This is a genomic window from Acidimicrobiales bacterium (genome assembly GCA_035316325.1).
Classification (GTDB): Bacteria; Actinomycetota; Acidimicrobiia; order Acidimicrobiales; family VFJN01; genus DASXTK01.
On sequence record DATHJB010000024.1, the window covers coordinates 1 to 22,133 of the forward strand.

General features: G+C 72.6%; 22 protein-coding genes. 11 read left to right on the forward strand and 11 right to left on the reverse strand.

The features are described 5' to 3' along the window. The 3 genes from VK611_03280 to VK611_03290 all read right to left on the reverse strand — a co-directional run. On the reverse strand, nucleotides 1–925 hold a 925-nt coding region (locus VK611_03280; protein ID HMG40317.1), incomplete at its 3' end, for an NAD(P)/FAD-dependent oxidoreductase. Between the two features lie 42 nt (nucleotides 926–967). Then, nucleotides 968–1,813: a thioesterase family protein gene (locus tag VK611_03285; GenBank protein HMG40318.1), complete on the reverse strand. Its 846-nt coding sequence runs from the start codon at nucleotides 1,811–1,813 to the stop codon at nucleotides 968–970. Then, nucleotides 1,803–2,735 carry a TIGR03564 family F420-dependent LLM class oxidoreductase gene (locus tag VK611_03290; GenBank protein ID HMG40319.1) on the reverse strand — a complete coding sequence of 311 codons (933 nt, stop codon included), beginning with the start codon at nucleotides 2,733–2,735 and terminating at the stop codon, nucleotides 1,803–1,805. The genes VK611_03285 and VK611_03290 overlap by 11 nt, the downstream gene beginning before the upstream one ends. A gap of 74 nt (nucleotides 2,736–2,809) precedes the next feature. On the opposite strand from VK611_03290, the gene VK611_03295 reads away from it, so the two are divergent. From VK611_03295 to VK611_03310, 4 genes are all read left to right on the forward strand, one after another. Further along, a complete protein-coding gene (locus VK611_03295) occupies nucleotides 2,810–3,892 on the forward strand; it encodes a TlpA disulfide reductase family protein (GenBank protein ID HMG40320.1) in 1,083 nt (360 codons plus the stop codon). A 77-nt stretch (nucleotides 3,893–3,969) separates the two neighbouring features. Further along, on the forward strand, nucleotides 3,970–4,569 hold the full coding sequence (locus tag VK611_03300) for a TetR family transcriptional regulator (GenBank protein ID HMG40321.1): 600 nt from the start codon (nucleotides 3,970–3,972) through the stop codon (nucleotides 4,567–4,569). Then, nucleotides 4,566–5,669: a ferritin-like domain-containing protein gene (locus VK611_03305; GenBank protein HMG40322.1), complete on the forward strand. Its 1,104-nt coding sequence runs from the start codon at nucleotides 4,566–4,568 to the stop codon at nucleotides 5,667–5,669. Before VK611_03300 ends, VK611_03305 begins: the two co-directional genes overlap by 4 nt. Before the next feature lie 92 nt (nucleotides 5,670–5,761). Continuing rightward, nucleotides 5,762–7,555 carry a hypothetical protein gene (locus tag VK611_03310; GenBank protein HMG40323.1) on the forward strand — a complete coding sequence of 598 codons (1,794 nt, stop codon included), beginning with the start codon at nucleotides 5,762–5,764 and terminating at the stop codon, nucleotides 7,553–7,555. A 167-nt stretch (nucleotides 7,556–7,722) separates the two neighbouring features. Here the strand turns inward: VK611_03310 and VK611_03315 are convergent, their stop codons facing one another. Then, complete coding sequence (locus tag VK611_03315) at nucleotides 7,723–9,099, reverse strand: helix-turn-helix transcriptional regulator (GenBank protein HMG40324.1); 1,377 nt, start codon at nucleotides 9,097–9,099, stop codon at nucleotides 7,723–7,725. 168 nt (nucleotides 9,100–9,267) lie between these two features. Here VK611_03315 and VK611_03320 point away from each other — a divergent pair, with 168 nt between their 5' ends. Further along, nucleotides 9,268–10,428 carry an acyl-CoA dehydrogenase family protein gene (locus VK611_03320; protein HMG40325.1) on the forward strand — a complete coding sequence of 387 codons (1,161 nt, stop codon included), beginning with the start codon at nucleotides 9,268–9,270 and terminating at the stop codon, nucleotides 10,426–10,428. 61 nt (nucleotides 10,429–10,489) lie between these two features. Here VK611_03320 and VK611_03325 read toward each other — a convergent pair whose 3' ends face one another. Next, nucleotides 10,490–11,299 (reverse strand): enoyl-CoA hydratase-related protein, encoded by an 810-nt coding sequence (locus VK611_03325; protein ID HMG40326.1) that lies wholly within the window; start codon nucleotides 11,297–11,299, stop codon nucleotides 10,490–10,492. 45 nt (nucleotides 11,300–11,344) lie between these two features. On the opposite strand from VK611_03325, the gene VK611_03330 reads away from it, so the two are divergent. Next, nucleotides 11,345–11,962 (forward strand): nitroreductase family protein, encoded by a 618-nt coding sequence (locus VK611_03330; GenBank protein ID HMG40327.1) that lies wholly within the window; start codon nucleotides 11,345–11,347, stop codon nucleotides 11,960–11,962. A 26-nt stretch (nucleotides 11,963–11,988) separates the two neighbouring features. On the opposite strand, the gene VK611_03335 is transcribed toward VK611_03330, so the two are convergent. Further along, the gene (locus VK611_03335; GenBank protein ID HMG40328.1) at nucleotides 11,989–12,897 is read right to left on the reverse strand and encodes an enoyl-CoA hydratase; all 909 of its coding nucleotides are present in this window, start codon (nucleotides 12,895–12,897) and stop codon (nucleotides 11,989–11,991) included. A 54-nt stretch (nucleotides 12,898–12,951) separates the two neighbouring features. Between VK611_03335 and VK611_03340 the strand changes: the two genes are divergently transcribed. From VK611_03340 to VK611_03350, 3 genes are read left to right on the forward strand one after another with little or no spacing between them, the layout of a single operon-like run. Then, the gene (locus tag VK611_03340) at nucleotides 12,952–13,410 is read left to right on the forward strand and encodes a VOC family protein (protein HMG40329.1); all 459 of its coding nucleotides are present in this window, start codon (nucleotides 12,952–12,954) and stop codon (nucleotides 13,408–13,410) included. Next, on the forward strand, nucleotides 13,407–13,841 hold the full coding sequence (locus VK611_03345) for an OB-fold domain-containing protein (GenBank protein ID HMG40330.1): 435 nt from the start codon (nucleotides 13,407–13,409) through the stop codon (nucleotides 13,839–13,841). Before VK611_03340 ends, VK611_03345 begins: the two co-directional genes overlap by 4 nt. After that, nucleotides 13,841–15,067, forward strand: a complete 1,227-nt coding sequence (locus VK611_03350) for a thiolase family protein (protein HMG40331.1) — start codon at nucleotides 13,841–13,843, stop codon at nucleotides 15,065–15,067. The genes VK611_03345 and VK611_03350 overlap by 1 nt, the downstream gene beginning before the upstream one ends. An 85-nt stretch (nucleotides 15,068–15,152) precedes the next feature. Here VK611_03350 and VK611_03355 read toward each other — a convergent pair whose 3' ends face one another. Continuing rightward, nucleotides 15,153–15,830 carry a hypothetical protein gene (locus tag VK611_03355; GenBank protein HMG40332.1) on the reverse strand — a complete coding sequence of 226 codons (678 nt, stop codon included), beginning with the start codon at nucleotides 15,828–15,830 and terminating at the stop codon, nucleotides 15,153–15,155. Nucleotides 15,831–15,916: 86 nt separating this feature from the next. Between VK611_03355 and VK611_03360 the strand changes: the two genes are divergently transcribed. Next, a complete protein-coding gene (locus VK611_03360; protein HMG40333.1) occupies nucleotides 15,917–17,137 on the forward strand; it encodes a cytochrome P450 in 1,221 nt (406 codons plus the stop codon). Between the two features lie 44 nt (nucleotides 17,138–17,181). On the opposite strand, the gene VK611_03365 is transcribed toward VK611_03360, so the two are convergent. Continuing rightward, entirely contained in the window at nucleotides 17,182–18,471 is a 1,290-nt protein-coding gene (locus VK611_03365; GenBank protein ID HMG40334.1) for an amidohydrolase family protein, read from the reverse strand. Nucleotides 18,472–18,513: 42 nt separating this feature from the next. On the opposite strand from VK611_03365, the gene VK611_03370 reads away from it, so the two are divergent. Continuing rightward, nucleotides 18,514–19,365 carry an acyl-CoA thioesterase domain-containing protein gene (locus VK611_03370; protein ID HMG40335.1) on the forward strand — a complete coding sequence of 284 codons (852 nt, stop codon included), beginning with the start codon at nucleotides 18,514–18,516 and terminating at the stop codon, nucleotides 19,363–19,365. 42 nt (nucleotides 19,366–19,407) lie between these two features. On the opposite strand, the gene VK611_03375 is transcribed toward VK611_03370, so the two are convergent. The 3 genes from VK611_03375 to VK611_03385 all read right to left on the reverse strand — a co-directional run bounded on the left by VK611_03375 (nucleotide 19,408) and on the right by VK611_03385 (nucleotide 22,131). Continuing rightward, complete coding sequence (locus tag VK611_03375) at nucleotides 19,408–19,758, reverse strand: DUF952 domain-containing protein (GenBank protein ID HMG40336.1); 351 nt, start codon at nucleotides 19,756–19,758, stop codon at nucleotides 19,408–19,410. A gap of 346 nt (nucleotides 19,759–20,104) precedes the next feature. Beyond that, on the reverse strand, nucleotides 20,105–21,289 hold the full coding sequence (locus VK611_03380; GenBank protein HMG40337.1) for a CaiB/BaiF CoA-transferase family protein: 1,185 nt from the start codon (nucleotides 21,287–21,289) through the stop codon (nucleotides 20,105–20,107). Next, nucleotides 21,286–22,131, reverse strand: coding sequence for an enoyl-CoA hydratase-related protein (locus VK611_03385; GenBank protein ID HMG40338.1), 846 nt, complete (start codon nucleotides 22,129–22,131; stop codon nucleotides 21,286–21,288). The genes VK611_03380 and VK611_03385 overlap by 4 nt, the downstream gene beginning before the upstream one ends. Between the last annotated feature and the right edge of the window lie 2 nt (nucleotides 22,132–22,133).

The window sequence follows — 22,133 nt, forward strand, 5'->3', positions numbered from 1 at the left end:
GGTCCTCGTCCTGGTGGCCGCCGGCGACCAGGGTGTTGAAGTTCTCCATGCGCCGCTTCTGCCATCCGGGCTTTAGCGACTTGGCCCACTCCGGATCGGTCGGCTTGTTGCCCCGCACGTCCACCGAGGACGGCGTGCGCTGAAACACATAGAGCTGCTTGGCCGCCGGGCCGAGGTGCGGCACACATTGGATCGCCGTCGCCCCGGTGCCGATGATCGCCACCCGCTTGTCGGCCAGCTTGTCGAGGCCGCCCTCCGACGTGCCGCCCGTATAGGCGTAGTCCCAGCGGCTGGTGTGGAAGCTGTGGCCCTTGAACCCCTCGATCCCGGGAATGCCCGGCAGCTTCGGCCGGTTCAGCGGCCCGTTGGACATCACCACATAGCGGGCCTTCATCCGGTCGCCGCGATTGGTCGAGACCAGCCAGCGCGCCTCGTCCTCCAGCCAGCGCAGTTCGGAGATCTCGGTCTGGAAACAGGCCGCGCGATAGAGGTCGAAGGTCTCGCCGATCCGCCGGGCGTGCGCGCGAATCTCACCACCGAAGCTGTACTTTTCCTTCGGCAGGTAGCCGGTCTCTTCCAGCAGCGGCAGGTAGATGTAGCTCTCGATGTCGCACTGGGCGCCGGGGTAGCGGTTCCAGTACCAGGTGCCGCCGACGCCGCCGCCCTTCTCGACCAGCCGGACGTCGGTGACCCCTGCTTCGACGAGGCGGGCCGCGGTGAGCAGCCCGGCGAAGCCGCCGCCGACCAGCGCCACGGTGACGTGGTCGTGCCGGGCCTCGCGCTCGGTGACCGGTGTGTAGGGGTCGTCGAGGTAGTGCGACAGCCGGCCCTCGAGCCGGAGGTACTGGTCGTTGCCGTCCGGGCGTAGGCGCTTCGCCCGCTCCTCGGCGTACCGAAGCTGCAGAGCTTGCTTGTCGACGGCCATGCGCCCTCCCCCGTTCCCGACCGGACCTCTACCGATACGGTATCAGCGAGTTTCGGGAGCGCCTCCGAACACCCGGGCGACGGCGGTCTGGCTGGCGACCGCGACGAGTCGACCCTCGGGCGTCCACACCCGGGCGGCGCCGTGGACGTAGCCGGCGTGACCGAAGTACGGGTCGACGTCCACCAGGACCCACGGGCCGGTGGGCGGTGGGCCGCAGCGGATGCTGTTGTCGAGGCTGGTGCCGCCGCCCATGCGCCCGACGGCCCGGAGGACCATGGTGGGCACGAAGTCGGCGAGGTACGCCATCGACTCGGGGGTCTGCGCTCCCTCCCGCATGCGCACCCAGATCAGGCCGGGGTCCGTGCGCGGCGCGGCCTGGCGGAACTCGGCGAGGCCGAAGGGGCCGAAGCGGGCGGTGTCGGCCGGCACCACGCCCGGCGGCAGCCGGTCGAACACCACCCACGGCGGGCACTCGGCGGGTGGGTCGACGTCGGGGAACCCGTCGAAGTCGGCCGAGAACCCGTCGGTCCGGCCCAGCCCGGCGGACCCGAGGGCGGTGAACACGAGGCGGTCGCCGACCGTCGCGGTGACCCGCACCTGCGAGGACCGGCCGCCGTGGGCGAGCACCTCGGCGTGGCAGTCGATCCGCTCCCCCAGGCGTGCCTGGCCGACGAACTGGGTGGTGGTCCACAGCGGCGGGCGACCGGTGGCGACATCGACCAGCGCCACCGCGGCGGCGAGCCCGGCGCCGCCGTAGAGCTGGCCGTCGAAGCGGGCCAGCGCCGGCACCAGCTCGAACGAGCACCGGTCGTCGGCGTCCTGGCGGAGCCCCAGCCAGCCCGGGCCGACCAGGGCGTCGGCCGACGACCCGTACATCTCAGCCGACATGGGTGGTCACGAGCTCCTTCAGCAGGGCTCGGGTGCGGGCCCGGGAGCCGGGTCGGTCGTCCCCGACCGGGAAGGGCGCCGCCCACACGTCGGTCGCTCCCGCGGCGAACAGCTCCTCGATCTGCGCCGCCACCGATGCCTCGTCGCCGACGATGGCAGCGTCCGCCGGCTGCGTCAGGCCGCCGGCGGCGAGCACCCGCTGGTAGTTCGGCAGCGTGCCGTAGACCGCGAACGCCTGGGCGGCGGCCTGGCGGGCCCCGGCCTCCTCGCCGGGGTCGACGACGGCCACCGGCAGCCCGGCGACGATGCGCGGCTCGGGTCGCCCGGCGACCGTGGCCGCCTCCCGCAGGCGGGGAGCGATGAGGTCCTCGATCGCGGTGGCGTTGGCCATCCAGGTCACGGTGCCGTCGGCGTGGGTGCCGGCGACCCGGAGGAGGCGAGGGGCCAGGGCGGCGACGAGCAGGGGGATGGGCAGCGCGGGCTGGGTGGCCGGTCCGGCGATGCGCACGTGGAAGTCGTCGCCGTCGAAGGCCACGTCCTCGTCCCGCAACAGCGGCGCCAGGATCTGGACGTACTCCTCGGTGTGGCGTCCAGGGCGCTCGTAGGACAGGCCGTAGGCGTCCTCGACGACCGGTCGATGCGACGGGCCGACGCCGAGCGTGAAGCCCGGCCGACCGAACGCCGCGGCCACCGACGCCGCCCGCCGCGCCATGGCCACCGGATGCATCGCGTAGGTCTGCAGGATCGCCGTCCCCAGCTCGATCCGCTCGGTCGCCCGCCCGGCGAGCGCCATGGCGACCAGCGGGTCGCCACCGATCGCTCCGGCGTACCAGAGGCTGGTGAACCCGTCGGCCTCGGCCCGCCGAGCCTGTTCGATCATCTTGTCGACGCTCGCGGCGCCCCCCGGCAGTCCAATGCGCATGGGCCGCAAGTTATCGGCGGCTGCCACACTGAGGCACCGGTCACCGGGCCGGCCGCAGGGGAAGGGACGTTGACATGGACGCGACCACCGATCCGTCGAGCGCCACCCGCACGATCACGCTGCTCGACGACGCCGTCACCGAGGTGGCCGTGGCCGTCGACGGCGAGCAGGTCGTGCTGGCGCCGGCCGACCTCGCGGCCGTGCTGGGCTGGGAGCTCGAGCCGGAGGGACTCTGCCGCGGCGACGTGTGCGTGCCCGTCCGGGACCGGTCACTGGTGGAGCCGGCCGGCGAGGGCAACGGTGTGTCGCTCCACGGGGTGGCCGCGGCGCTGGATCGGCCGCTGGTCGTCGACCTCGACGCCGGGGTCGCCGCGATCGGCCCGGGCCGGTCGAGCCGCCGCCAGGCCCTGGCGGGCGGGCCGCTGCCCGAGCTGGCGCTGCCGGACGTCGACGGCCAGATCGTCGACCTGGCGTCGCTGCAGGGACGCAAGGCGATCCTGGTCGCCTTCGCCACCTGGTGCGGGTGCCGCGACGACCTGCCGGGCTGGCAGGCCCTCCAGGACGACCTCGGCGACGACGTCGCCGTCGTGGCGGTCGCGCTGGACGAGGACGCCGAGGACGTGCGGCCCTTCGCCGAGCCGGTGACCCTGCCGGTGCTGGTCGACCGCGACCACGTCGTCTCGGACCGGCTGGGCATCTCCAACGTGCCCGCCGTGGTGTGGGTCGACGAGGACGGCTGCGTGGCCCGGCCGCCGACGGTGGCGTTCGGGACCGACAAGTGGACGGAGTACACCGGCGTGCCCTCGGGGCCGCACCTCGACGCCGTCCGCCGGTGGGTGCGCGACGGCCAGGTCCCCGAGGGACGTGCGAACGCGGCCGCAGGGGGATCTGGCACGGAGGTCGGCGACCTCAGCGAGGACCAAGAGGCGGCGCGGCTGTGGTTCCGCATCGCCACCCACCTGCGCCGCCAGGGCCGCGACGACGAGGCGGCCGAGCGCTTCGCCCGGGCGGCCGAGCTGGCACCCGTGGACTTCACCGTGGCCCGGGCCGCCATGCCTCTGACGGGACGCGACCCCTTCGGCCCGGACTTCTTCGAGCTCTACCGTCGCTGGCGGGAGGCGGGCGCACCGTTCCACGGCCTCGACCCGGACCGGTAGGACGCTCCCCCTTCCCGCTGACCCCGTCGAACCGGGGTCGAGTTGACTAAATAACGGGCGCTCTTTATGTTGGCGGCATGGGACGCATCGCCGGGGTCTCCCCCACCGAGACACGGGAGCGGCTGCTCGACGCCGCCGCCCGCGTGTTCGAGCTCAAGGGCTACGAGGGCGCGACCGTCGCCCAGATCGCCCAGGAGGCCGGCGTCACCAGCGGCGCCATCTACGCCCACTACGCCAGCAAGGCCGAGCTCCTCGTCGACGCGCTGCGGGCCCATCGCGAGCGGGCCATCGCTGCGCTGTTCCCGCCCGGCAGCCGCACCGACGCCGCCAGCCTCCTGATCACCCTCGGCTCCCGTCTCGGCACCGACGAGCAGAACGCCACCGCGCTCCTCGCCGAGGCCCTGCTGGCATCCCGCCGCGACGCGGCGCTCAGCCAGGTGCTCGCCGCCACCCTCGCCGAGCGGGAGCAGCTCATGGCGGGGCTGATCGCCGACGGACAGGCCGCCGGGGACCTGATCGAGGACGTCTCGCCCGAGGTCGCCGCCCGCTTCGCCCTCATGCTCGGCCTCGGCTCGATGCTCGTCCGGACCCTCGACCTGCCCACGGCCGACCCGGCCGAGTGGACCGACTTCATGCGCCGCATCGTCGGCGCCTTCACGCAGGAGACGACCCCATGACCTCCCTCGACCGCGACGTCAACAGCGTCGACGAGATCGTCGTCGAACGCGACCCCGCCGTCCTCGCCGCCGTGATCCACGAGATCGAGCTGCACAGCGACGTGCTGCTCACCTGGGACTACGAGCGCAGCCGGACCGCGCTGGTGAAGCTCTACGAGAAGGCCAAGACCTCCCAGTGGAACGGCACAACCGACCTGCCGTGGGACACCGAGGTCGACTGGGACAAGCTGGCCGACGAGGCCGCCCGCCAGAACGAGCGGTTCCAGCCCCTGCGCGACATCGAGGGCTCCCCACTCGCCAAGTGGGGCGACAAGGAGTGGCGCGCCTTCTCCGTCGAGATGCAGACCGCCCTGCTGTCGCAGTTCCTCCACGGCGAGCAGGGCGCGCTCGTGTGCACCGGCCTCATCACCGCGACCGTGCCGTGGATCGACGCCAAGTACTACGCCGCCACCCAGGTGATGGACGAGGCCCGCCACGTCGAGGTCTTCGGCCGGTACATCCAGGAGAAGACCAACGGGCAGTACCCGATCAGCCCGCAGCTCGGCGGCCTGCTCGACGACATCATCCGCGACGGCCGCTGGGACATCACCTACCTCGGCATGCAGATCATGGTCGAGGGCCTGGCGCTGGCCGCCTTCGGGTTCATGCACATGCTCACCACCGAGCCCCTGCTCAAGCAGCTGCTGCGCTACGTGATGTCGGACGAGGCCCGCCACGTGGCCTTCGGGGTCCTGTCGCTGAAGGAGTTCTACGACGGCCTCGGCAGCACGGAGATCCGGGAGCGCCAGGAGTTCGCCTTCGAGGCCGCGGTCCGGCTCCGCAACCGGTTCATGGTCCAGGACGTGTGGGAGCGGCTCGGCGCCGACCCCAAGGAGGTGGTGGCGTTCCTGAACGCCAACCCGAACCCGGGCCAGGAGCTGTTCCAGACGATGCTGTTCTCGAAGATCGTCCCCAACGCCAAGAAGCTCGGCCTCCTCGACGCCGGCGACGGCTGGCTCCGCCAGAAGTTCACCGAGATCGGCATCATCCAGTTCGAGAACTGGGTCGACACCAGCGAGGAGTACTCGTCGCTGGACGCCGTCGCCGCCGACCGCGCCTGAGCACGCGGTTCACGGGGTCGCGTAGCCGGCCGTGGCGGGTGGAGCATCAGGTGCCAAACGGAAGGCCTCCGAACGCGGGATGATGTGGAGGAATGGATGTTCGGCGGGTCCATGGGTTGTTGCGGGCGGTGCGGGCGTTGCGGCGGGGCGAGGGCACCCGGGCGAAGCAGCACACCGCGTCGCTCCCGGCCGAGCTGACCGACCTGCTCGGGTTGCCGCTCGCCGACGTGTGCGCAACGCTCGCGGCGCGGGTCCGCGCCGACACCAGCGACCTGCGGGCGGCGGAGGCCTGCGTCCGGTTCTACGGGCTGGGTCGCCTCCCCGAGGGCATCGATGCCATCGCCGCCACCATGCCCCGGGTGCACGGCGACGTCGGGCGGCCTCTGCGGGCCCGCCGGGTGGGCGAGCTGCTGGTCGAGGCCGAAGCCGCGCTGGCCGCGGCGCTCGGTCGGGCGGGGCTCCGCGTCGACCCGGTGGCTGTGGCGGTGCCGGACGTGGAGGAGGTGTTCGCCGCCGGCGCCGGCGCCGACGCCACTGACGCCGGGGCCCTGGACCGGCTCCGGGTGATGCTGACGGCCTGGGCCGACGTCCCCGACGAGGACCACGAGTCGGCCGCGGCGCTGCTGCTCTTCGAGCACGACCACGGCCTCCGGGTGGCGGATCTCGTGGTCCACCCGGAGACCCGCCGGCGCCGACGTCGCCGCGCCCAGGCGATCGTGGAGGTCGCCGTCCAGCGCCGCTGCCGGGGCCATGACCGGCGCTCCTCCCCCATCGTCGACCCGAACGTCGACGGACTCCTCGGGCCGCGCCTGCACGTGGCCGACGCCGGGGTGTGGGCCGCGCTCGACCACGTGTGCCGGCTGCCCGACGGCGACGGCCACGACCGCGAGGCGCTCGTCGACGCGGCGGCCTATGCCCACACGCTGGCCCAGGCGGGATCGCCGCACGCGCCGGCGGTGCTCGGGGCGGTCCGCCACGCCGTGCTCACCTCACCGGTGCCGCTCCCGGTCGGCCTGGTGACGAGGCCGCTGGTCTCCTCCGCCGTCTACGCCCGGCTGAACGACGACCCGGCGGGTGTGCCGGCGGCCTGGGAGGCGATCCGGCTCACCCGGCTGGCCCTCGCCGGCGCGGCCCAGCCCGCCGACGCGCCGCAGGTGACGTCGAACGCCCTGCGGGCCTTCCAGGAGCTCGCCGAGCTGTACGGCCGGCTCGGGCTCCCGCACCGGGCCATGACGACGCTGGCCCACGCCTACGAGCTGCTGCGGGCGCGGGGCGACCCGGAGCAGGAGGAGGAGCCCGGCGGTTGGCTCCAGCAGCTGCTGTTCTCGCAGGGGATGATCCAGGGCCACGCCGCCCGGGCGGCGCCGCACTCCGCGCCCGGTGCGAACGCCCGCCGCTGGATGGCGCAGGCGCAGGCGGCCGAGATCCGGTCCGCAGAGCTGGTGTGGGAGCAGCCGCTGCTCCCGCCGGAGTGGGGCCTGTCGGCGGAGGCGATCCTGGCCGGCCTGGTGGTGCAGGAGGTCGAGGCCCACGTGGCCGAGGGCGACGGGTCGGCGGCCGCCCGGGCCCGCGCCCGGGCGCGTCGCCTCATCGCCGGCAACGAGGCAGGCTGGCGGGGCCACGGCGCACCCGGGATCGCGATGGCGCAGTCGGCCCGGCTGCGGACCGTGCGGGCGGCGTGCCGGCTGGCCCTCGTCGACGGCGACCTCGACGGCTACGTCGCCGAGCGATCCCGCCTGCCCACGTCGGGTGGCCCCGGGCTCCTGGCCGAGGATGCCGACGACCTCGCCGACCTGGAGACCACCGCCGCCCGCCGCGGCATCCGTCCCCTCCACCTGGCCGGTCCCAGCCGCCACCGCACCGCTCGCACCGCGCGCACCGCCTGAGGCCCGGGGTTCACAGACTCCGGGACGACCGTCGACAGCGGCTCCCGCGAAGTCGAACCTGGGGAGGCTTGCGCCAGGTCGCCCTCCAGGCGCAGGCCGGGTCGAGGAGGGTGGTGTCGTGATCGCGGCGGCAGCGACACCACCCCTCCGCCCGGCTCCGCCCGGCCTCAGTCGAACCGGTGCAGGAGCTGCTCGAAGTCCGCCACCGTGCGGCCGAACAGGCCCAGGAGCAGCTCGTGGACGGGGGCGTCGCCGCGGGTGCTGAGGTCGTCGACGTTGCGCCAGCCCCAGTTGACGTCCCGGCCGTCCGGACGGGCGCCGACGCCCGCCCGCACCCGCCAGCCCGTCGGGCACGACACCAGGAGCGACCCCTTCGTCCGGGTCGCCCGCCGGCACGTGAGGGTGGTCCCCGGCCGGGCGATCACCTGCTTGCTGTGCATCCCGAACGTGAGCTGCACCAGGGCGGGCGTCGATCCCTCCGCCACGAGGGTGACCCAGATGGGCCCGATCCAGTAGCCGGGGAAGCCGACGACGATCGGCGACCGCCCACCCGTGACGCCCACCTCCTCCACGCAGGTGAGGCCGTCGGCGCCGTAGACGCTGTCGAGCCGGGAGCGGAGCAGGCGCGCCCGGGGACTCCCGCCCCGCTCGAGCACCCGCACCTGGTCGTCGCTGACGGGGTGGTCGGGCAGCAGCTCGGTCGCCAGCTGGGCGGCGTCGGCCTGGCTGAAGCCCCGGGCCTCGCGCAGCGTCCGGAGCGCCGGGCCGTCGAACGGGCGGGGGTCGTGGAGGGCCACCGGGGGCTGCACGGTGAGGTCGGCGACGTACGTCTTCGGCTCCGTCGCGCTGAACACCTGCCGGACGAGCTCGGGCCTCTGGCCGAACAGGTCGAGCACCGCCGTGGCGAACCGGGGGTCCCGCCGGAAGCGGGCGACGACGTCCGGGTCGACCAGGCCGACCGGCGACTGCCCGCCGTTCGAGAGCCGTGCCACGTTCACGGCCTCGAAGCACGGAACCTCGAACATGTCGGGGATCCGGCCCTGCCCGAAGTCGACCCAGCCGGGCTCCCGCAGGTGGACCCACACCGGCGGGTTCGGCATCGAGACCGGCGACGTCACGAAGAAGCCCCGGTCGTCGCAGTCGGAGGAGCAGTCGAACGCGAACGCGCCCCACAGGAGCAGGGCGTCGACCCGTCCCCGGCCCGGGCGGGGTCGCAGCCACGCCCAGTGGGGCCGGCTCGGGCCCTGAGGGTTGTGCGCCCACACCGTGCCGGCCGGCAGGCCGTCCGGCTTGTCGAGGGCGAGGGCCAGGTCGAGGAGCGCACCTTCCGCTCCGTACTGGGCGTCGAGCGCCCGGAGGTGCGTGAGGCTGATCCGGCGGGCGCCGGTCTCCCACATGCTGGCCAATCCCTCGGAGATGCCCAGGCGCGCCGCCACCGTCGCCTGGCTGAGCCCCGCCACGCGGGTCCGCCAGGCGTGGAGCAGGCAGGCCTGCGCCTGGAACCGACCGGCGACGACCCGCCGAGCGGAGCGAGCCACAACCATCACCGCCACCACCGAACCCCCTTTCCACCGCCCTCCCAGCGTGCCCGCTCCCCTACGCCCACACCTCGAAGGTGCCGAAAAGTGTGACAGGTGGGCCGGATGCTCCCATCGCCCACGTCCTGCCGAGCAAGCCCGGAAATTGACGTGACTGTCAGATACGTTGGCGGCATGGCGACCGATCCCGCGCTGGCCGACGAGCTGGTGGACACCGTCCGGACCTGGGTGCGCAAGGAGGTCATCCCCCAGGCGTCGGCCTTCGAGCACGCCGACGAGTTCCCCACGGCGTTCGTCGAGCAGATGAAGGCGTTCGGGCTCTTCGGCGCCCGCATCCCCGAGTCCCACGGCGGCCTGGGGCTCGACACCCTCACCTACGCCCGCCTCATGGAGGAGCTGGCCTACGGCTGGATGTCGCTGGCCGGCGTCCTCAACACCCACACCATCGCCGCCACGCTCATCGAGCGCTTCGGCACCGCCGACCAGCAGGGCCGATGGCTGCCGTCGATGGCGACGGGCGAGCCTCGGGCCGCCTTCTCGCTCTCGGAGCCCGACGCCGGCTCGGACACCCGGGCGATCCGCTGCAAGGCCGAGCCAGACGGCGACGAGTACGTCCTCAACGGCACGAAGATGTGGGTCACCAACGGAGCGCGGGCCGGGATCGTGGCGCTGGCGGCCAAGACGCCCGAGGGCATCACGTGCTTCATGGTGGAGAAGGCGCCGGGAGCGGAGCACGGCGGCATCCGGGTGAGCCGCAACATCGACAAGCTCGGCTACAAGGGCCTGGAGACGGTGGAGATGACCTATGTCGACCACCGGGTGCCGGCCTCGTCGGTGCTCGGCGGGCCCGACGGTCTCGGCCGGGGCCTGCACTACATCCTCGGGTCGCTGGAGCTGGGCCGGATCAACATCGCCGCCCGCGCCCTCGGCGTCGCCCGGGCGGCCTACGACGCCTCGATGAAGTACGCCCACGAGCGGGAGGCCTTCGGGGTGCCGATCGCCCAGCATCAGGCCATCCAGTTCAAGCTGGCCGACATGGCCACGAAGGTGGAGGCGTCGCGGCTGCTGGTGCGCAGCGCCGCCGAGCGCTTCGAGGCGGGCGAGCGGGCCGACGTCGAGGCCGGCATGGCCAAGCTGTTCTGCTCGGAGACGGCGCTCGAGGTGGCCACCGAGGCCATGCGCATCCACGGCGGCTACGGCTACACCACAGATCTCCCGATCGAGCGCTACTACCGGGACGCCCCGCTGATGGTGATCGGCGAGGGCACCAACGAGATCCAGCGCATCGTCATCGCCCGCGGCCTGATGGCCCGCTGGGCGGAGTCGTCGGGCTGACCCCGAAGCCGGGCGGGTCGACGCCGGCGACGCCGGGCGGGTCGACGCCGGGCGGGTCGCCTCAGCGGTTCTGCCAGCGGGGTGGCCGCTTCTCGGCGAACGCCTGCGGGCCCTCCCTGGCGTCCTCCGAGGCGAACACGACGCCGGACAGCTCGGCCTCGATCTTGTAGGCGTCCCGCAGGGTTCCCGACAGGCCCCGCACCACGGACTCCTTGGTGGCCCGCACCGCCAGCGGCCCGTTGGCCAGGATCCGCTCGGCCCACCGGAAGGCGCTGGTCAGCACGTCCTCGGAAGCGACCACCTCGTTGAGCAGCCCCAGCTCGAGCGCCCGGCGCGCCGACACCGACTCGGCGACGAGGAGGAGCTCCATGGCTGCGGCGTAGGGGACCTGGCGGGGCAGTCGGGCCGTGGTGCCGCCGCCGGCGAACAGCCCCCGCTTCGGCTCCAGCACGCCGAACGTCGCCCGCTCGCTGGCCACCCGGATGTCGATCCCGCCCAGCATCTCCATCCCGCCGGCCACGCAGGGCCCGTCGATCGCGGCGACGATCGGCTTGTAGAGCTTGGCGTTGCGCAGCACGGCCTCGGCGCCGTCGCTGAGGCGGCAGCCGTCGATCTCCTCGACCTCGCCGCGGCGGATCTCCTGGGCCAGGGCCGTGACCTGGGGGACGTAGTCCTTGAGATCGGCACCGGACATGAAGGACCCGTCGACGCCGGTGACCACCGCGACCCACAGGTCGTCGTCGTCACGGAAGTCCCGCCACGCCTGGGCCAGGTCGCGGAAGTGGTGGAGGTCGAGGGCGTTGCGCCGCTCCGGTCGATCGATGGTGATCAGGAGCAGGTGGTCGCCCTGGGGCTCGTAGCGGATCGGCACGCCGTTGATTATGACACGAGTGTTAGTTCTGCCTACGATGACCCGGTGAGCGACGAGGAGCGTGCCGTGCTCGACCTGCTGGTGCGCCAGCGGGGCTGCCGCCGGTTCCTGAGCGACCCGGTCGACCCCGGCGACCTGCACACCATCCTCCGGGCGGCGACCCACGCCCCCAGCGCCGAGAACGCCCAGCCGTGGGTGTTCGTGGTGGTCGACGCCCCCGAGGCCCGGCAGGCGGTGGCCGACCTGACCAGACGACTGTGGGACGACATCGCCCGGGAGCCCTCCGAGCGCAACCTCCCCGCCGGGCTGTTCGAGGCCGTCGACGGGTTCATGGCGAGCGGTTACGGCGGAGCGCCGACGCTGGTGGTCGTGGCCGGCGACGGCCGCAGCGGGACCTCACCGCGGCTGCTCGCCTCGTCGATCTTCCCGGCGGCCCAGAACCTGCTGCTGGCCGCCGCCGCGCTGGGCTACGGCTCGACGATGACGACCCTCGCCGCCCAGGCCCCGGCCGAGCTGGCGGAGGTGGTGGGGCTGCCCGCCGGGATCATCCCGTTCGCGGTCCTCCCGATCGGCCGCCCGGCCGTCCCCCTCGGACCACCCCGTCGCCGCCCGGTGGCCGAGGTCGCCCACCGCAACCGCTTCGGCACACCGTTCGACGGCTGACGTGCTGACGGACGGAGCCGACGGGCTCAGGAGTCGGCGCGGACCTTGTCCTTCACGGAGGGCACGATCGGTGGGGCCTCGCGCCAGTTGGGGATGCCGTGGGCCTCGTCGGCGATCGGGTACTTGTCCTCCCGCACCTCGGCCCAGTGGCTGTGGTTGAGCTGGTGCATCGTGAAGCAGGCCTGGAGGGAGTTGTAGAAGCCCATGTTGTCGACGGTCTGGTTGACCGACTCCTTGATCAGCAGGGCGGTCATCGTCGGGAGGCCGGCGATGCGGCGGGCCAGCTCGACGGTCTGCTCGGGGAGCTCGTCGAGCTTGAACACCTTCGAGACCATGCCGAGCCGGTGCGCCTCGTGGATGTCGATCGAGTCGCCGGTGAGCATCAGCTCCTTGGTGCGGCGGGGGCCGAACTCCCACGGGTGGCCGAAGTACTCGACCCCGCACATGCCCAGGCGGGTGCCCACGACGTCGGCGAAGCGCACCTCCTCCGAGCCCACGATCAGGTCGCAGGCCCACATCAGCATCAGGCCGGCGGCGTAGACGTCGCCGTGCACCTGGGCGATCGTGATCTTGCGCAGGTTCCGCCACCGGAGGGTGTTCTGGAAGAAGTAGTGCCACTCCTGCAGCATCCGGTTCTCGGCGCCCTCGCGGGTGCCGCCGTTGATGGTGCGGGTGGGGTGCTGGTTGGGCCCGGGTGCGTACTCCTCCAGCGACACCTTGGAGCCCATGTCGTGGCCCGACGAGAACATCAGGCCCTCGCCGCCCAGGATCACCACCCGCACCTCGTCGTCGGCCTCGGCGGCCAGGAACGCCTCGTCGAGCTCGACGAGCATCCCCCGGTTCTGGGCGTTGCGGGACTCGGGCCGGTTCAGCAGGATCCGGACGATGCGACCCTCGTCGAAGCTCTCGTACTTCAGGAACTTGTACTCCGGCATCAGGCTCCCCTGTATTAGTTGACGCATCTGTCAGAAAGACCCTAGCTTCCGACCATGCCGACCTCCGAGCCCGAACCCGGCGCCGACACCGCCGTCGTGAACCACGTCGGCCAGTGCGTCGCCGACATCGGGCGGGCGGAGCGCTTCTACGTCGAGCTGCTCGGCTTCGAGGTCGACCGCCGGCTCGACGTGCCTGACGAGGCCGCCGGGCCCCTCCTCGGCGTCGCTCCCCCGGTCGGGCTGTCGGCCACCTACCTGCGCAAGGGCGACTTCCAGCTGGAGCTGCTGGCCTACGACCGCCCCGGCAACCCGCCCTTCCGTCCCCGGGTGCTCAACGAGCCGGGGCTGACCCACCTGTCCATGTCGGTGGACGACCTCGACGCCACCGTCGACCGGGTCGAGGCGCTCGGCGGCGAGATCGTCACCCGGCTGCCCTTCGCCGCCTTCGTGCGCGACCCCGACGGCCAGCTGCTGGAGCTGCTGCCCATGTCGTTCCGGCGGGGACGCCCGTGAGCGACACGCCCCCACCGCCCCCGCAGCCCTTCCGCCTGCTGCCCCAGCTCGACGACCTCAACCGGGCGTTCTGGACCGGCGGCGAGCACGACGAGCTGCGACTGTGGCGCTGCCAGGCGTGCGGCCACTGGATCCACCCGCCGTCGGTGCGCTGCCCGCTGTGCCTGTCGAAGGAGCTGGCGGTCGAGGCCGTGTCGGGGTGGGCGGTCGTCCACACCTTCACCGTGAACCACCAGCCCTGGTACCCGGGGCTCGAGCCGCCGTACGTGGTGGCGATCGTCGAGCTGCCCGAGCAGGCGGGGCTGCGGCTGACGACGGGCATCGTCGGGCTGCCGGTCGACGACGTGAAGGTCGGACTCGACGTCGAGGTGTGCTTCGAACGCTACGACGACGTCTGGCTGCCGTTCTTCCGGCCGGCGGGTGGTGCGTGATGCCGTTCTTCGACGACCGGGTGGTGATCTCCGGGGTCGGGCAGTCCGACGTCGGCCGCCGCCTGTTCCGCGACCCGCTCGACCTGACGCTCGACGCCGCCCTGGCCGCCATCGACGACGCCGGCCTCACCCGGGCCGACATCGACGGCATCGCCACCTACCCCGGCGCCATGTCGATCCCGCCCGGCTTCAGCGGCGTCGGGGTGACCGACGTGCACGAGGCGTTGCGGCTGAACCTGAACTGGTACTCGGGTGGCCCCGAGGCGCCCGGCCAGCTCGGCTCGGTGATCGACGCCTGCGCCGCGGTGGCCACCGGGATGGCGAACCACGTCCTCTGCTTCCGGACGGTGTGGGAGGGCACGGCGCAGGCCGGCGGCGGTCGGGCCTCGGTGATGCCGGGCACCGGCGCGGGCGGCGGCGGGGGTGGCGGCAAGGTCCCCCGCATGTCGGGCTTCATGCAGTGGGTCATGCCCTACGGCGCCCCGTCCGCCGCCAACTGGATCGCCATGATGGCCACCCGGCACTTCCACGAGTACGGCACCCGGCGGGAGCACCTGGGCGCCATCGCCGTCAACGCCCGCACCAACGCCGCGCTCAACCCGAAGGCCATCTACACCGACCCCATGTCGCTCGACGACTACCTGGGCGCCCGGATGGTCTCCTGGCCGTTCGGCCTCTACGACTGCGACGTGCCGGCCGACGGGTGCACCGCGGTGATCGTGTCGCGGGCCGACCGGGCCTCCGACCTGCGCAGACCGCCCCTACGGGTGGAGGCGGTGGGCACGGCCATCCACGGCCGCCCGTCGTGGGACCAGTGGGACGACCTGACGACGATGGCCCTGCGCGACGCCGGCGCCCAGCTGTGGACCCGCACCGACCTGACGCCCGCCGACGTCGACGTCGCCGAGCTGTACGACGGCTTCAGCTTCATCACCCTGTGCTGGCTGGAGGCCCTGGGGTTCTGCGCCAAGGGCGAGGGCGGGCCGTTCGTGGAGGGCGGCGGCCGCATCGCACGGGACGGCGAGCTGCCGCTCAACACCAACGGCGGCCAGCTGTCGTCCGGGCGGCTCCACGGCTACGGCTTCCTCCACGAGGCCTGCCGGCAGCTGTGGGGCGAGGCCGGCGAGCGCCAGGTGGTGCGCCCGGGTGACCGTGGCCCCGAGGTCGCCGTGGCCGCGGCGGGCGGCGGCCCCCTCGCCGGCTGCCTGTTGCTGACCACGTCGTAGCCGAGCGTCCGCCGGCAGCACCCCCCACCGAAATTTCGACAGAGATGGCGCTATAGCCACCACTTCTGTCGAAATTTCGCTTCGGTCAGTGGATCGTGCGGTAGGGGGCGGCGAGGACGGGGGTCGACGCCTGGTCGTGCAGGACCGGGGCGAGTCGGGCGGTCACCTCGACCGGGTCGTCGTCGAGCCAGAGCACCGTGATCCGGTGCGGCTGCATGATCCACCACGCCCGGGTCAGGTCGTCGTGGGGCACGAACGTCCAGCCGCCGGCGACGCCCGGCACCGCCAGCAGCGGGTCCAGCGGGGGCGGGGCGTCGGGGCCGTCCGCCTCGACCAGCACGAACACCCCGGCGGCCGGGCGCCACGGGATCACCGCCGGCGAGATCGGCAGCCGGGGCGACGTCCCGGTCGCCGCCACCCGCCAGCCCCCGGCCATGTGCGCCGTGCGCTCCTCGTGGAACCGGCCGACCGCCCGGAGCTCGCCGCCGAGCGCACCGAACGCGTCGATGGTCGCTTCCACGGGCTCGCCGATCAGGTACAGCGTCACGTACTGGGCGCGGCCGAGCAGCTCGTCGTCCACGAGCCGGGCCGCCACGCAGTCGGGCGACGCCACCCAGCGCTCGCCGTGGGCGATCCCCGGCAGGGCGTACTGCTCGGGGAGGTGGTCGAGCCGGTGCCACTCGTTGTAGCTGCGGTCGGCGGAGGGCGGGACCTCGGTGAACGAGAAGAAGCCCACGGCGACACGATCGGGAGCAGGGAGCATCGCACCCGACGCTAGTCGGCCGAAGTCGGTATATTGACGTGAGTGTCAGAAATGACATGGGGGAAACGAGACGGGGGCACAGCGCCATGAGCGAGGTTCCGAGCAGCAATCCGATGGCCGCCGGGCTGGCCGACAACCCGCAGCCGCTCTACCGGGCCATGCGGGAGGCGGCCGCCGTCGTGCCGGTCGACGACTCGATGGTCGTCGTGTGCCGCCGGGCCGAGATCGACGAGGCCCTCCGGCGCTCCGACGTGTTCTCGTCGAACATGAGCGCCGTCGACCTGGGCAACGTCCGGCCGCTGATCCCCCTGCAGATCGACCCGCCGGAGCACAAGAAGTACCGCCGCATCCTCGACCCGATCTTCTCGCCCAAGCAGATGGCGCTGCTGGAGCCGTCGGTGACGAAGCTGGTGAACGACCTCATCGACGGCTTCGAGGACCGCGGCGAGATCGACTTCGCCACCGAGTTCTCCGTGCCGTTCCCCAGCCAGGTGTTCCTCACGATGCTCGGCCTGCCCCTCGACGAGCTGCCCACCTTCCTCGCCATGAAGGACGGGGTCATCCGGCCGGAGCACATGGTCGGCGAGACCAGCCGGAGCGCCGCCGCCGCCGACGAGCACCTCCGGGCGACGGCCCAGACGATCTACACGTACTTCGAGGGCGTGGTCGCCGAGCGCCGGGCCGAGGGCCGCGACGACCTGCTCACCCGGTTCCTGGGCAGCGAGATCGACGGCCGCCCGCTGTCGACCGAGGAGATCCTCGACATCTCGTTCCTGTTCCTGGCCGCCGGGCTCGACACGGTCACGGCGTCGCTCGACTGCTTCTTCGCCTACCTCGCCAACCACCCCGACCGCCGGGCGCAGCTGGTGGCCGACCCGTCTCTCGTGGCGTCCACCGTCGAGGAGCTACTGCGCTGGGAGACGCCGGTGATGGGAATCGTCCGGGTCGCCACCGAGGACACCGAGCTGGGCGGGTGCCCGATCAGCGCCGGCCAGCACGTCAGCGTGCTCCTGGGCGCGGCCAACACCGACGACGCCGAGTTCGGCGACGGCGACGACGTCCGCTTCGACCGCGACACCAACCGCCACCTGGCCTTCGGGGGCGGCGTCCACCGCTGCCTCGGCTCCCACCTGGCGCGGTTGGAGCTGCGGGTGGCGCTGCGGGAGTGGCACCGCCGCATCCCCCACTACTCCGTGAAGGCCGGCCACGAGCTCAGCTACACGACCGGCATCCGCTCGATCGACCACTTCCCGATGACCCTCGGCCCCCGCACCCCGACCGAAATCTCGACAGAAATGGCGCTATAGCCACCGTTTCTGTCGAGATTTCGGTTGGGTCGGGCGGCTCGGGGTCAGTCCCGGGAGGCGAAGGCGGCCAGGTCGGACGACTTGGTGGCCTTGGCGCCGGCCCTCGCCGGGTCGCTCGTCGCCCGGATCGACACGTCGTGGCCGGCGGCCTTCGCCCGCAGCGCGCCGACGGTGCAGTTCTCCCGGCCGCCCAGGGCGGTGAACGGGTCGTAGCTGTAGTGCCGCATGGCGTTGAGGTGCGACATCCGCTCGACGTCGTGGTCGCTCACGTCGGGCGTGATGTGCTCCATGAAGGTCTCCGGCGAGAACGGCCAGGTGGAGTCGGAGTGGGGGTAGTCGCACTCCCACATCACGTTGTCCATGTCGAGCGCCGCCCGGGACTCCACGCCGAAGCGGTCGTCGATGAAGCACAGGAGCACGTGCTCGTTGAACACCTGGCTGGGCAGCTTGTCGCCGAAGTCCTGCCCGGTCCACAGGTGGTGCTTGCGGTAGTTGTAGTCGAGCCGTTCGAGCATGTAGGGCACCCAGCCGATGCCGCCCTCGGACAGGGCGATCTTCAGGTCGGGGAACTTGCGCAGCACCGGCGACCAGACCAGATCGGCCGCGGCCTGCACGATGTTCATCGGCGTGAGGGTGATGAGGCAGTCGATCGGGGCGTCGGGCGCGGTGATCACCAGGGCCGACGACGACCCGATGTGCATGCACACCACCACCTGCTCGTCGCTGCAGGCCTGCCAGAACGGGTCCCAGTGGTCGGAGTGCAGGCTGGGCCAGCCGAGCTTCGACGGGTTCTCCGAGAACGTGACCGCGTGGGCGCCCTTGGCGGCGGTGCGGCGGACCTCGGCCGCGAGGACCTCCGGGTCCCAGATCGCCGGCAACGAGCACGGGATGAAGCGCCCGGGATGCGTGCCGCACCACTCGTCGATGTGCCAGTCGTTGTAGGCCCGGACCATCGCCAGGGCGACGTCCTTGTCCTCCGTGCGGGCGAAGAGCTGGCCACAGAACTGTGGGAACGACGGGAAGCACAGCGAGCCGAGGACACCGTTGGCGTCCATGTCCCTGACCCGCTCGTCGATGTCGTAGCAACCCGCCCGCAGCTGGGCGAACGACGTCGGCTCCAGCCCGTACTCCTCGGGTGGGCGGCCGGCGACGGCGTTGAGCGCCACGTTGGGCAGCTCCTGGCCTTCGTAGAGCCAGACGTTGGTGCCGTCGTCCTTGGTCAGGAACTGCGGCGCCAGGTCTTCGTACCTCTTGGGCAGGCGGCCCTCGAACAGGTGCGGCGGTTCGACCACGTGGTCGTCGACGCTGACCATGACGAGATCGTTGATCTCCATGTTTGGATGCCCCCTTCTCCTCAGTGGCTAGGTTGCCGGGCCATGACCCGGCTCAGCGATGTGTTGGCGGCGCTCGACCTCGAGCGCCGGGGCGACGGAGCCTTCGTGGCCCACCACCTCGACGAGGGCCACGGCGTCGTGTTCGGCGGTCAGCTGCTGGCGCAGGCCGTCGTGGCCGCGGCCCGCACCGTCCCGGACAAGGAGGTGCTGTCGATCCACAACGTCTTCGCCCGGGGCGCGAGCGTCGAGGAGCCGCTGGCGGTGACCGTGGAGACGATCCAGTCGGGGCGGGCGTTCGCCAGCGTCACGGTGACGACGTCGCAGTCGCGAGGTGCCTGCACCCGGGCCCAGGTGCTCCTGCACGCACCGGACCCCGATCTCATCCGCCACGCGGACGCGGCGCCGGATGTCGAGCCGCCCTCGGCGCTGCCGGCCGCCGGGGCCGACGACGGTTGGTGGGACGTGCGGGTGGTCGACGGGGTCGACATCGCCGACCCGGACGTCGTGGGGCTGGCCGAGCTGCGGGTGTGGTCGCGGATGCCGGGCGCCCCGGACGACCTGGTGACGAGCCAGGCGCTGCTGGCCTACGCCAGCGACGGGTTCCTGATCGGCACCGCCATGCGGCCGCACGCCGGGGTCGGGCAGTCGATGGCGCACCGCACGATCTCCACCACGGTGGTCGCCCAGACGATCACGTTCCACGAGCCGTTCGCCGCCGGGTCGTGGCTGCTGCTCGACCACCGGAGCAGTTACGCCGGCCGCGGCCGCTCCCACGGGATGGCCTCGGTCTTCACCGAGGAGGGCGCCCTGGTCGCCTCGTTCTCCCAGGAGAACATGATCCGCGCCTTCCCCGAGGACCACACCCCACCGCCCGGCGCAACCTCCAAGTACTGATCCCCCCACACCCGGAGACTACCGTTTTTTCTGACGCAGATGTCAGAAACCTTCGAAGGTGAACCGCCCGTCGGCCGCGGGTTCCAGCGGCCGGACGTCGATCACCGCGTCCGGGTCGAGCGGGCCGTAGATGTGCGGGAACGGCTCGTCCGCTCCCGGCACGGATTCGTACCTGATCTCCGCGGTGACCCGGTCGGGATCGATGACCAGCACCACCAGATCGCTCACCCCGGCATAGAACATGTCCGCGACCGGCCCCACCTGCCGCTCCGTGCTGGCATGGATGAACCCCACCTCCGCCAGACTCCGCCCGAGCGTCGACCTCGTGTACTCCCCACCCCGCCGCGCCTCTTCCCACTCCGCCGCCAACGCAATGTGGTAGATCACCGCCACCCCGTCACCTCCAGCACCGACGGAGTCAGCGGTCTCTCATCGTTGACCTTGCCGATGGAGCGAGCATGGCACACCGAGGGATGGGGTCAGGTGTGGGCGGTACCCGTTAGTGACTCCGACGAGGACTGCTCCTGGCACCGTGCGGCGTCCGGCAACCGAAATGGTTGCCTCACGCCGTATCGAGCCCGGACCCGCATGATCGTGCGGTGCCACGCGACCCCTTCAGTCGCCACACACCGCACCGTCCCCCGGGCGGCGAGGTGTCGCAAACTCCGTAGAGCACCAGCGACAAGGCGACGGGGCGGGAAGACGACCCGGCCGCCAGGCCGGGGCCATTCCGTGGGCCTCAGATGATGCCCTGGGCGGTGAGGGATTCGAGTTCGGTGGGGGTGAGGCCGAGGGCGGTGAGGATCTCGGTGGTGTGTTGGCCGAGGTGGGGGGCGCCGGACGGGGGCGTGGTGGTGGCGGTGCGGGGGAAGGGCGCCTGCTGGCGGACGGGGCCGAGGACGGGGTCGTCGACGGTGACGAGGTCGCCGCGGGCGGCGACGTGGGGGTCGGCGAAGATGTCGGCGGCGGAGTAGGCGGTGGCCACCGGGACGTCATGCGCCAGGCAGGCGGCCTCGACCTCGGCGGCCGGGTGCGACCGCGTCCACGCCTCCACGATGCCGTTGATCTCGTCGCCGTTGGCCACCCGCTGCGGCAGCGCGGCGAAGCGGGGGTCGGTGATCAGGTCCTCCCGGCCCATCGCCCGGCACAGGCGGGAGTAGTTGGCGTCGCTGCCCGCCACGATGCAGACGACGCCCCCGTCGGCGGTCGGGTAGTTGTCGAGCGGCGCCGAGTTGGCCAGGCGGTTGCCCTCCCGCTCGCGCACCGTGCCCAGCCGGTCGTAGGCCGCCAGCGTCCACTCGAGGATGCGGAGGTTGGCGCCGTACAGCGACGCGTCGATCACCGCGCCCTCGCCAGAGCCGCCCGACCGATCGCGCCCGTACAGCGCCCCCACCGCGGCCTGGGCCGAGAACGCGCCGGTGAGGTAGTCGGAGATCGCCACACCGACCCGCACCGGCGGTCGGTCCGGGTAGCCGGTGAGGTGCAGCAGGCCACCCGCGGCGATCCCGATGCGGTCGAGGCCCGGCCGCGACGCGTAGGGCCCGTCCTGGCCGAACGCCGAGATCCGCACCCACACCAGGCGGGGATCGCAGTCCGACGGCCCGACGTGCCAGCGCTCCACGGTCCCCGGCCGGAAGTTCTCCACCACCACGTCGGCCGTGGCGGCCAGCCGGCGGAACAGCGCCTGGCCCTCCGCCCGCCGCAGGTCGAGCGTGACGCTCTTGCGCCCCCGCCCCTCCACCGCCCAGAACAGCGAGTAGCCGTCCTCGTAGGGCCCGACCGCCCGCATGAAGTCGCCCGAGCCCGGCTGCTCCACCTTGACGACCTCCGCCCCCTGCTCCCCCAGCAGCCCGGCGCAGAACGGCGCCGCGATCCGGGTCCCCGCGTCGATCACCCGCAACCCCGACAGGGGCCCGCCGCTCACCGGTCGCCGCCCGACTCGCCGCCCGAGCCGCCCGGCTGCTGCTCGCGCCGCACGGCGTCCATCCCCCCGGACCTCCGGGCCGCCGCCCGGTCGACGGCCGTCGGGGTGTTGGAGACGAACTGGTGCATCCAGAAGTGCAGCTGCCACGAGTCGCGCTGGCCCATGCGGTCGACCATCCCGTTGATCGACCGCTTGATCGCCTCGGCGGTCACCGCCGGCACCAGCGCCACCTCGTCGGCCAGCGCCCGGGCCGCCGACCCCAGCTCGGAGCGAGGGACGACCCGGTTCACGAGCCCCGCCCGCTCGGCCGCCTCCGCGTCGAGCGTCAGGGCGCTCAGCAGGAACTCCTTGGCCTTGCGCGGCCCGAGCTCCCACGGCTCGACCAGCAGCTCGACCCCCACGCCGGCCATCCGGGCGACCGGGTTGCTGAAGCGGGCGTCGTCGGCCGCCACGATCAGGTCGCACATGCAGGCCAGCATCAGCCCGGCCGCGGTGCAGGCGCCCTGGACGGCGGCGATCGTGACCGGGCGCAGGTCGCGCAGCTTGACCATCGGGCCCCAGTAGAGGGCCTGCTCGTGGCGGAGCTTCCCCTCCGGCGTGTCCCGCTGGGCGACCCACGGGTCCTCCCCCGCCATGATCTCCTTGAGGTCGTGGCCGGCGGAGAAGTGGCGGCCCTCCGCCTCGACGACCACGACCTTCACCGACGGGTCGGCCTCGATGCCGTCGAGCAGCCCGTCGAGGGCCTCCAGCAGCGCGGTGTCCTGGGCGTTGGCGGCCTCCGGGCGGGCCAGCGTCAGCACGACGACCTCGCCCGTCCGTTCGTACCGGATCGGAGGTGACATGC

Excerpts from the sequence above, each read along its gene's own strand:
- VK611_03315 (HMG40324.1), bottom strand. The coding sequence starts at position 9,099 with ATGGTTGTGGCTCGCTCCGCTCGGCGGGTCGTCGCCGGTCGGTTCCAG.
- VK611_03290 (HMG40319.1), bottom strand. The coding sequence starts at position 2,735 with ATGCGCATTGGACTGCCGGGGGGCGCCGCGAGCGTCGACAAGATGATC.
- VK611_03385 (HMG40338.1), bottom strand. The coding sequence starts at position 22,131 with ATGTCACCTCCGATCCGGTACGAACGGACGGGCGAGGTCGTCGTGCTG.
- VK611_03335 (HMG40328.1), bottom strand. The coding sequence starts at position 12,897 with ATGCCGGAGTACAAGTTCCTGAAGTACGAGAGCTTCGACGAGGGTCGC.
- VK611_03340 (HMG40329.1), top strand. The coding sequence starts at position 12,952 with ATGCCGACCTCCGAGCCCGAACCCGGCGCCGACACCGCCGTCGTGAAC.
- VK611_03285 (HMG40318.1), bottom strand. The coding sequence starts at position 1,813 with ATGTCGGCTGAGATGTACGGGTCGTCGGCCGACGCCCTGGTCGGCCCG.
- VK611_03310 (HMG40323.1), top strand. The coding sequence starts at position 5,762 with ATGGATGTTCGGCGGGTCCATGGGTTGTTGCGGGCGGTGCGGGCGTTG.
- VK611_03300 (HMG40321.1), top strand. The coding sequence starts at position 3,970 with ATGGGACGCATCGCCGGGGTCTCCCCCACCGAGACACGGGAGCGGCTG.
- VK611_03365 (HMG40334.1), bottom strand. The coding sequence starts at position 18,471 with ATGGAGATCAACGATCTCGTCATGGTCAGCGTCGACGACCACGTGGTC.
- VK611_03305 (HMG40322.1), top strand. The coding sequence starts at position 4,566 with ATGACCTCCCTCGACCGCGACGTCAACAGCGTCGACGAGATCGTCGTC.
- VK611_03320 (HMG40325.1), top strand. The coding sequence starts at position 9,268 with ATGGCGACCGATCCCGCGCTGGCCGACGAGCTGGTGGACACCGTCCGG.
- VK611_03355 (HMG40332.1), bottom strand. The coding sequence starts at position 15,830 with ATGCTCCCTGCTCCCGATCGTGTCGCCGTGGGCTTCTTCTCGTTCACC.
- VK611_03370 (HMG40335.1), top strand. The coding sequence starts at position 18,514 with ATGACCCGGCTCAGCGATGTGTTGGCGGCGCTCGACCTCGAGCGCCGG.
- VK611_03295 (HMG40320.1), top strand. The coding sequence starts at position 2,810 with ATGGACGCGACCACCGATCCGTCGAGCGCCACCCGCACGATCACGCTG.
- VK611_03360 (HMG40333.1), top strand. The coding sequence starts at position 15,917 with ATGAGCGAGGTTCCGAGCAGCAATCCGATGGCCGCCGGGCTGGCCGAC.
- VK611_03350 (HMG40331.1), top strand. The coding sequence starts at position 13,841 with ATGCCGTTCTTCGACGACCGGGTGGTGATCTCCGGGGTCGGGCAGTCC.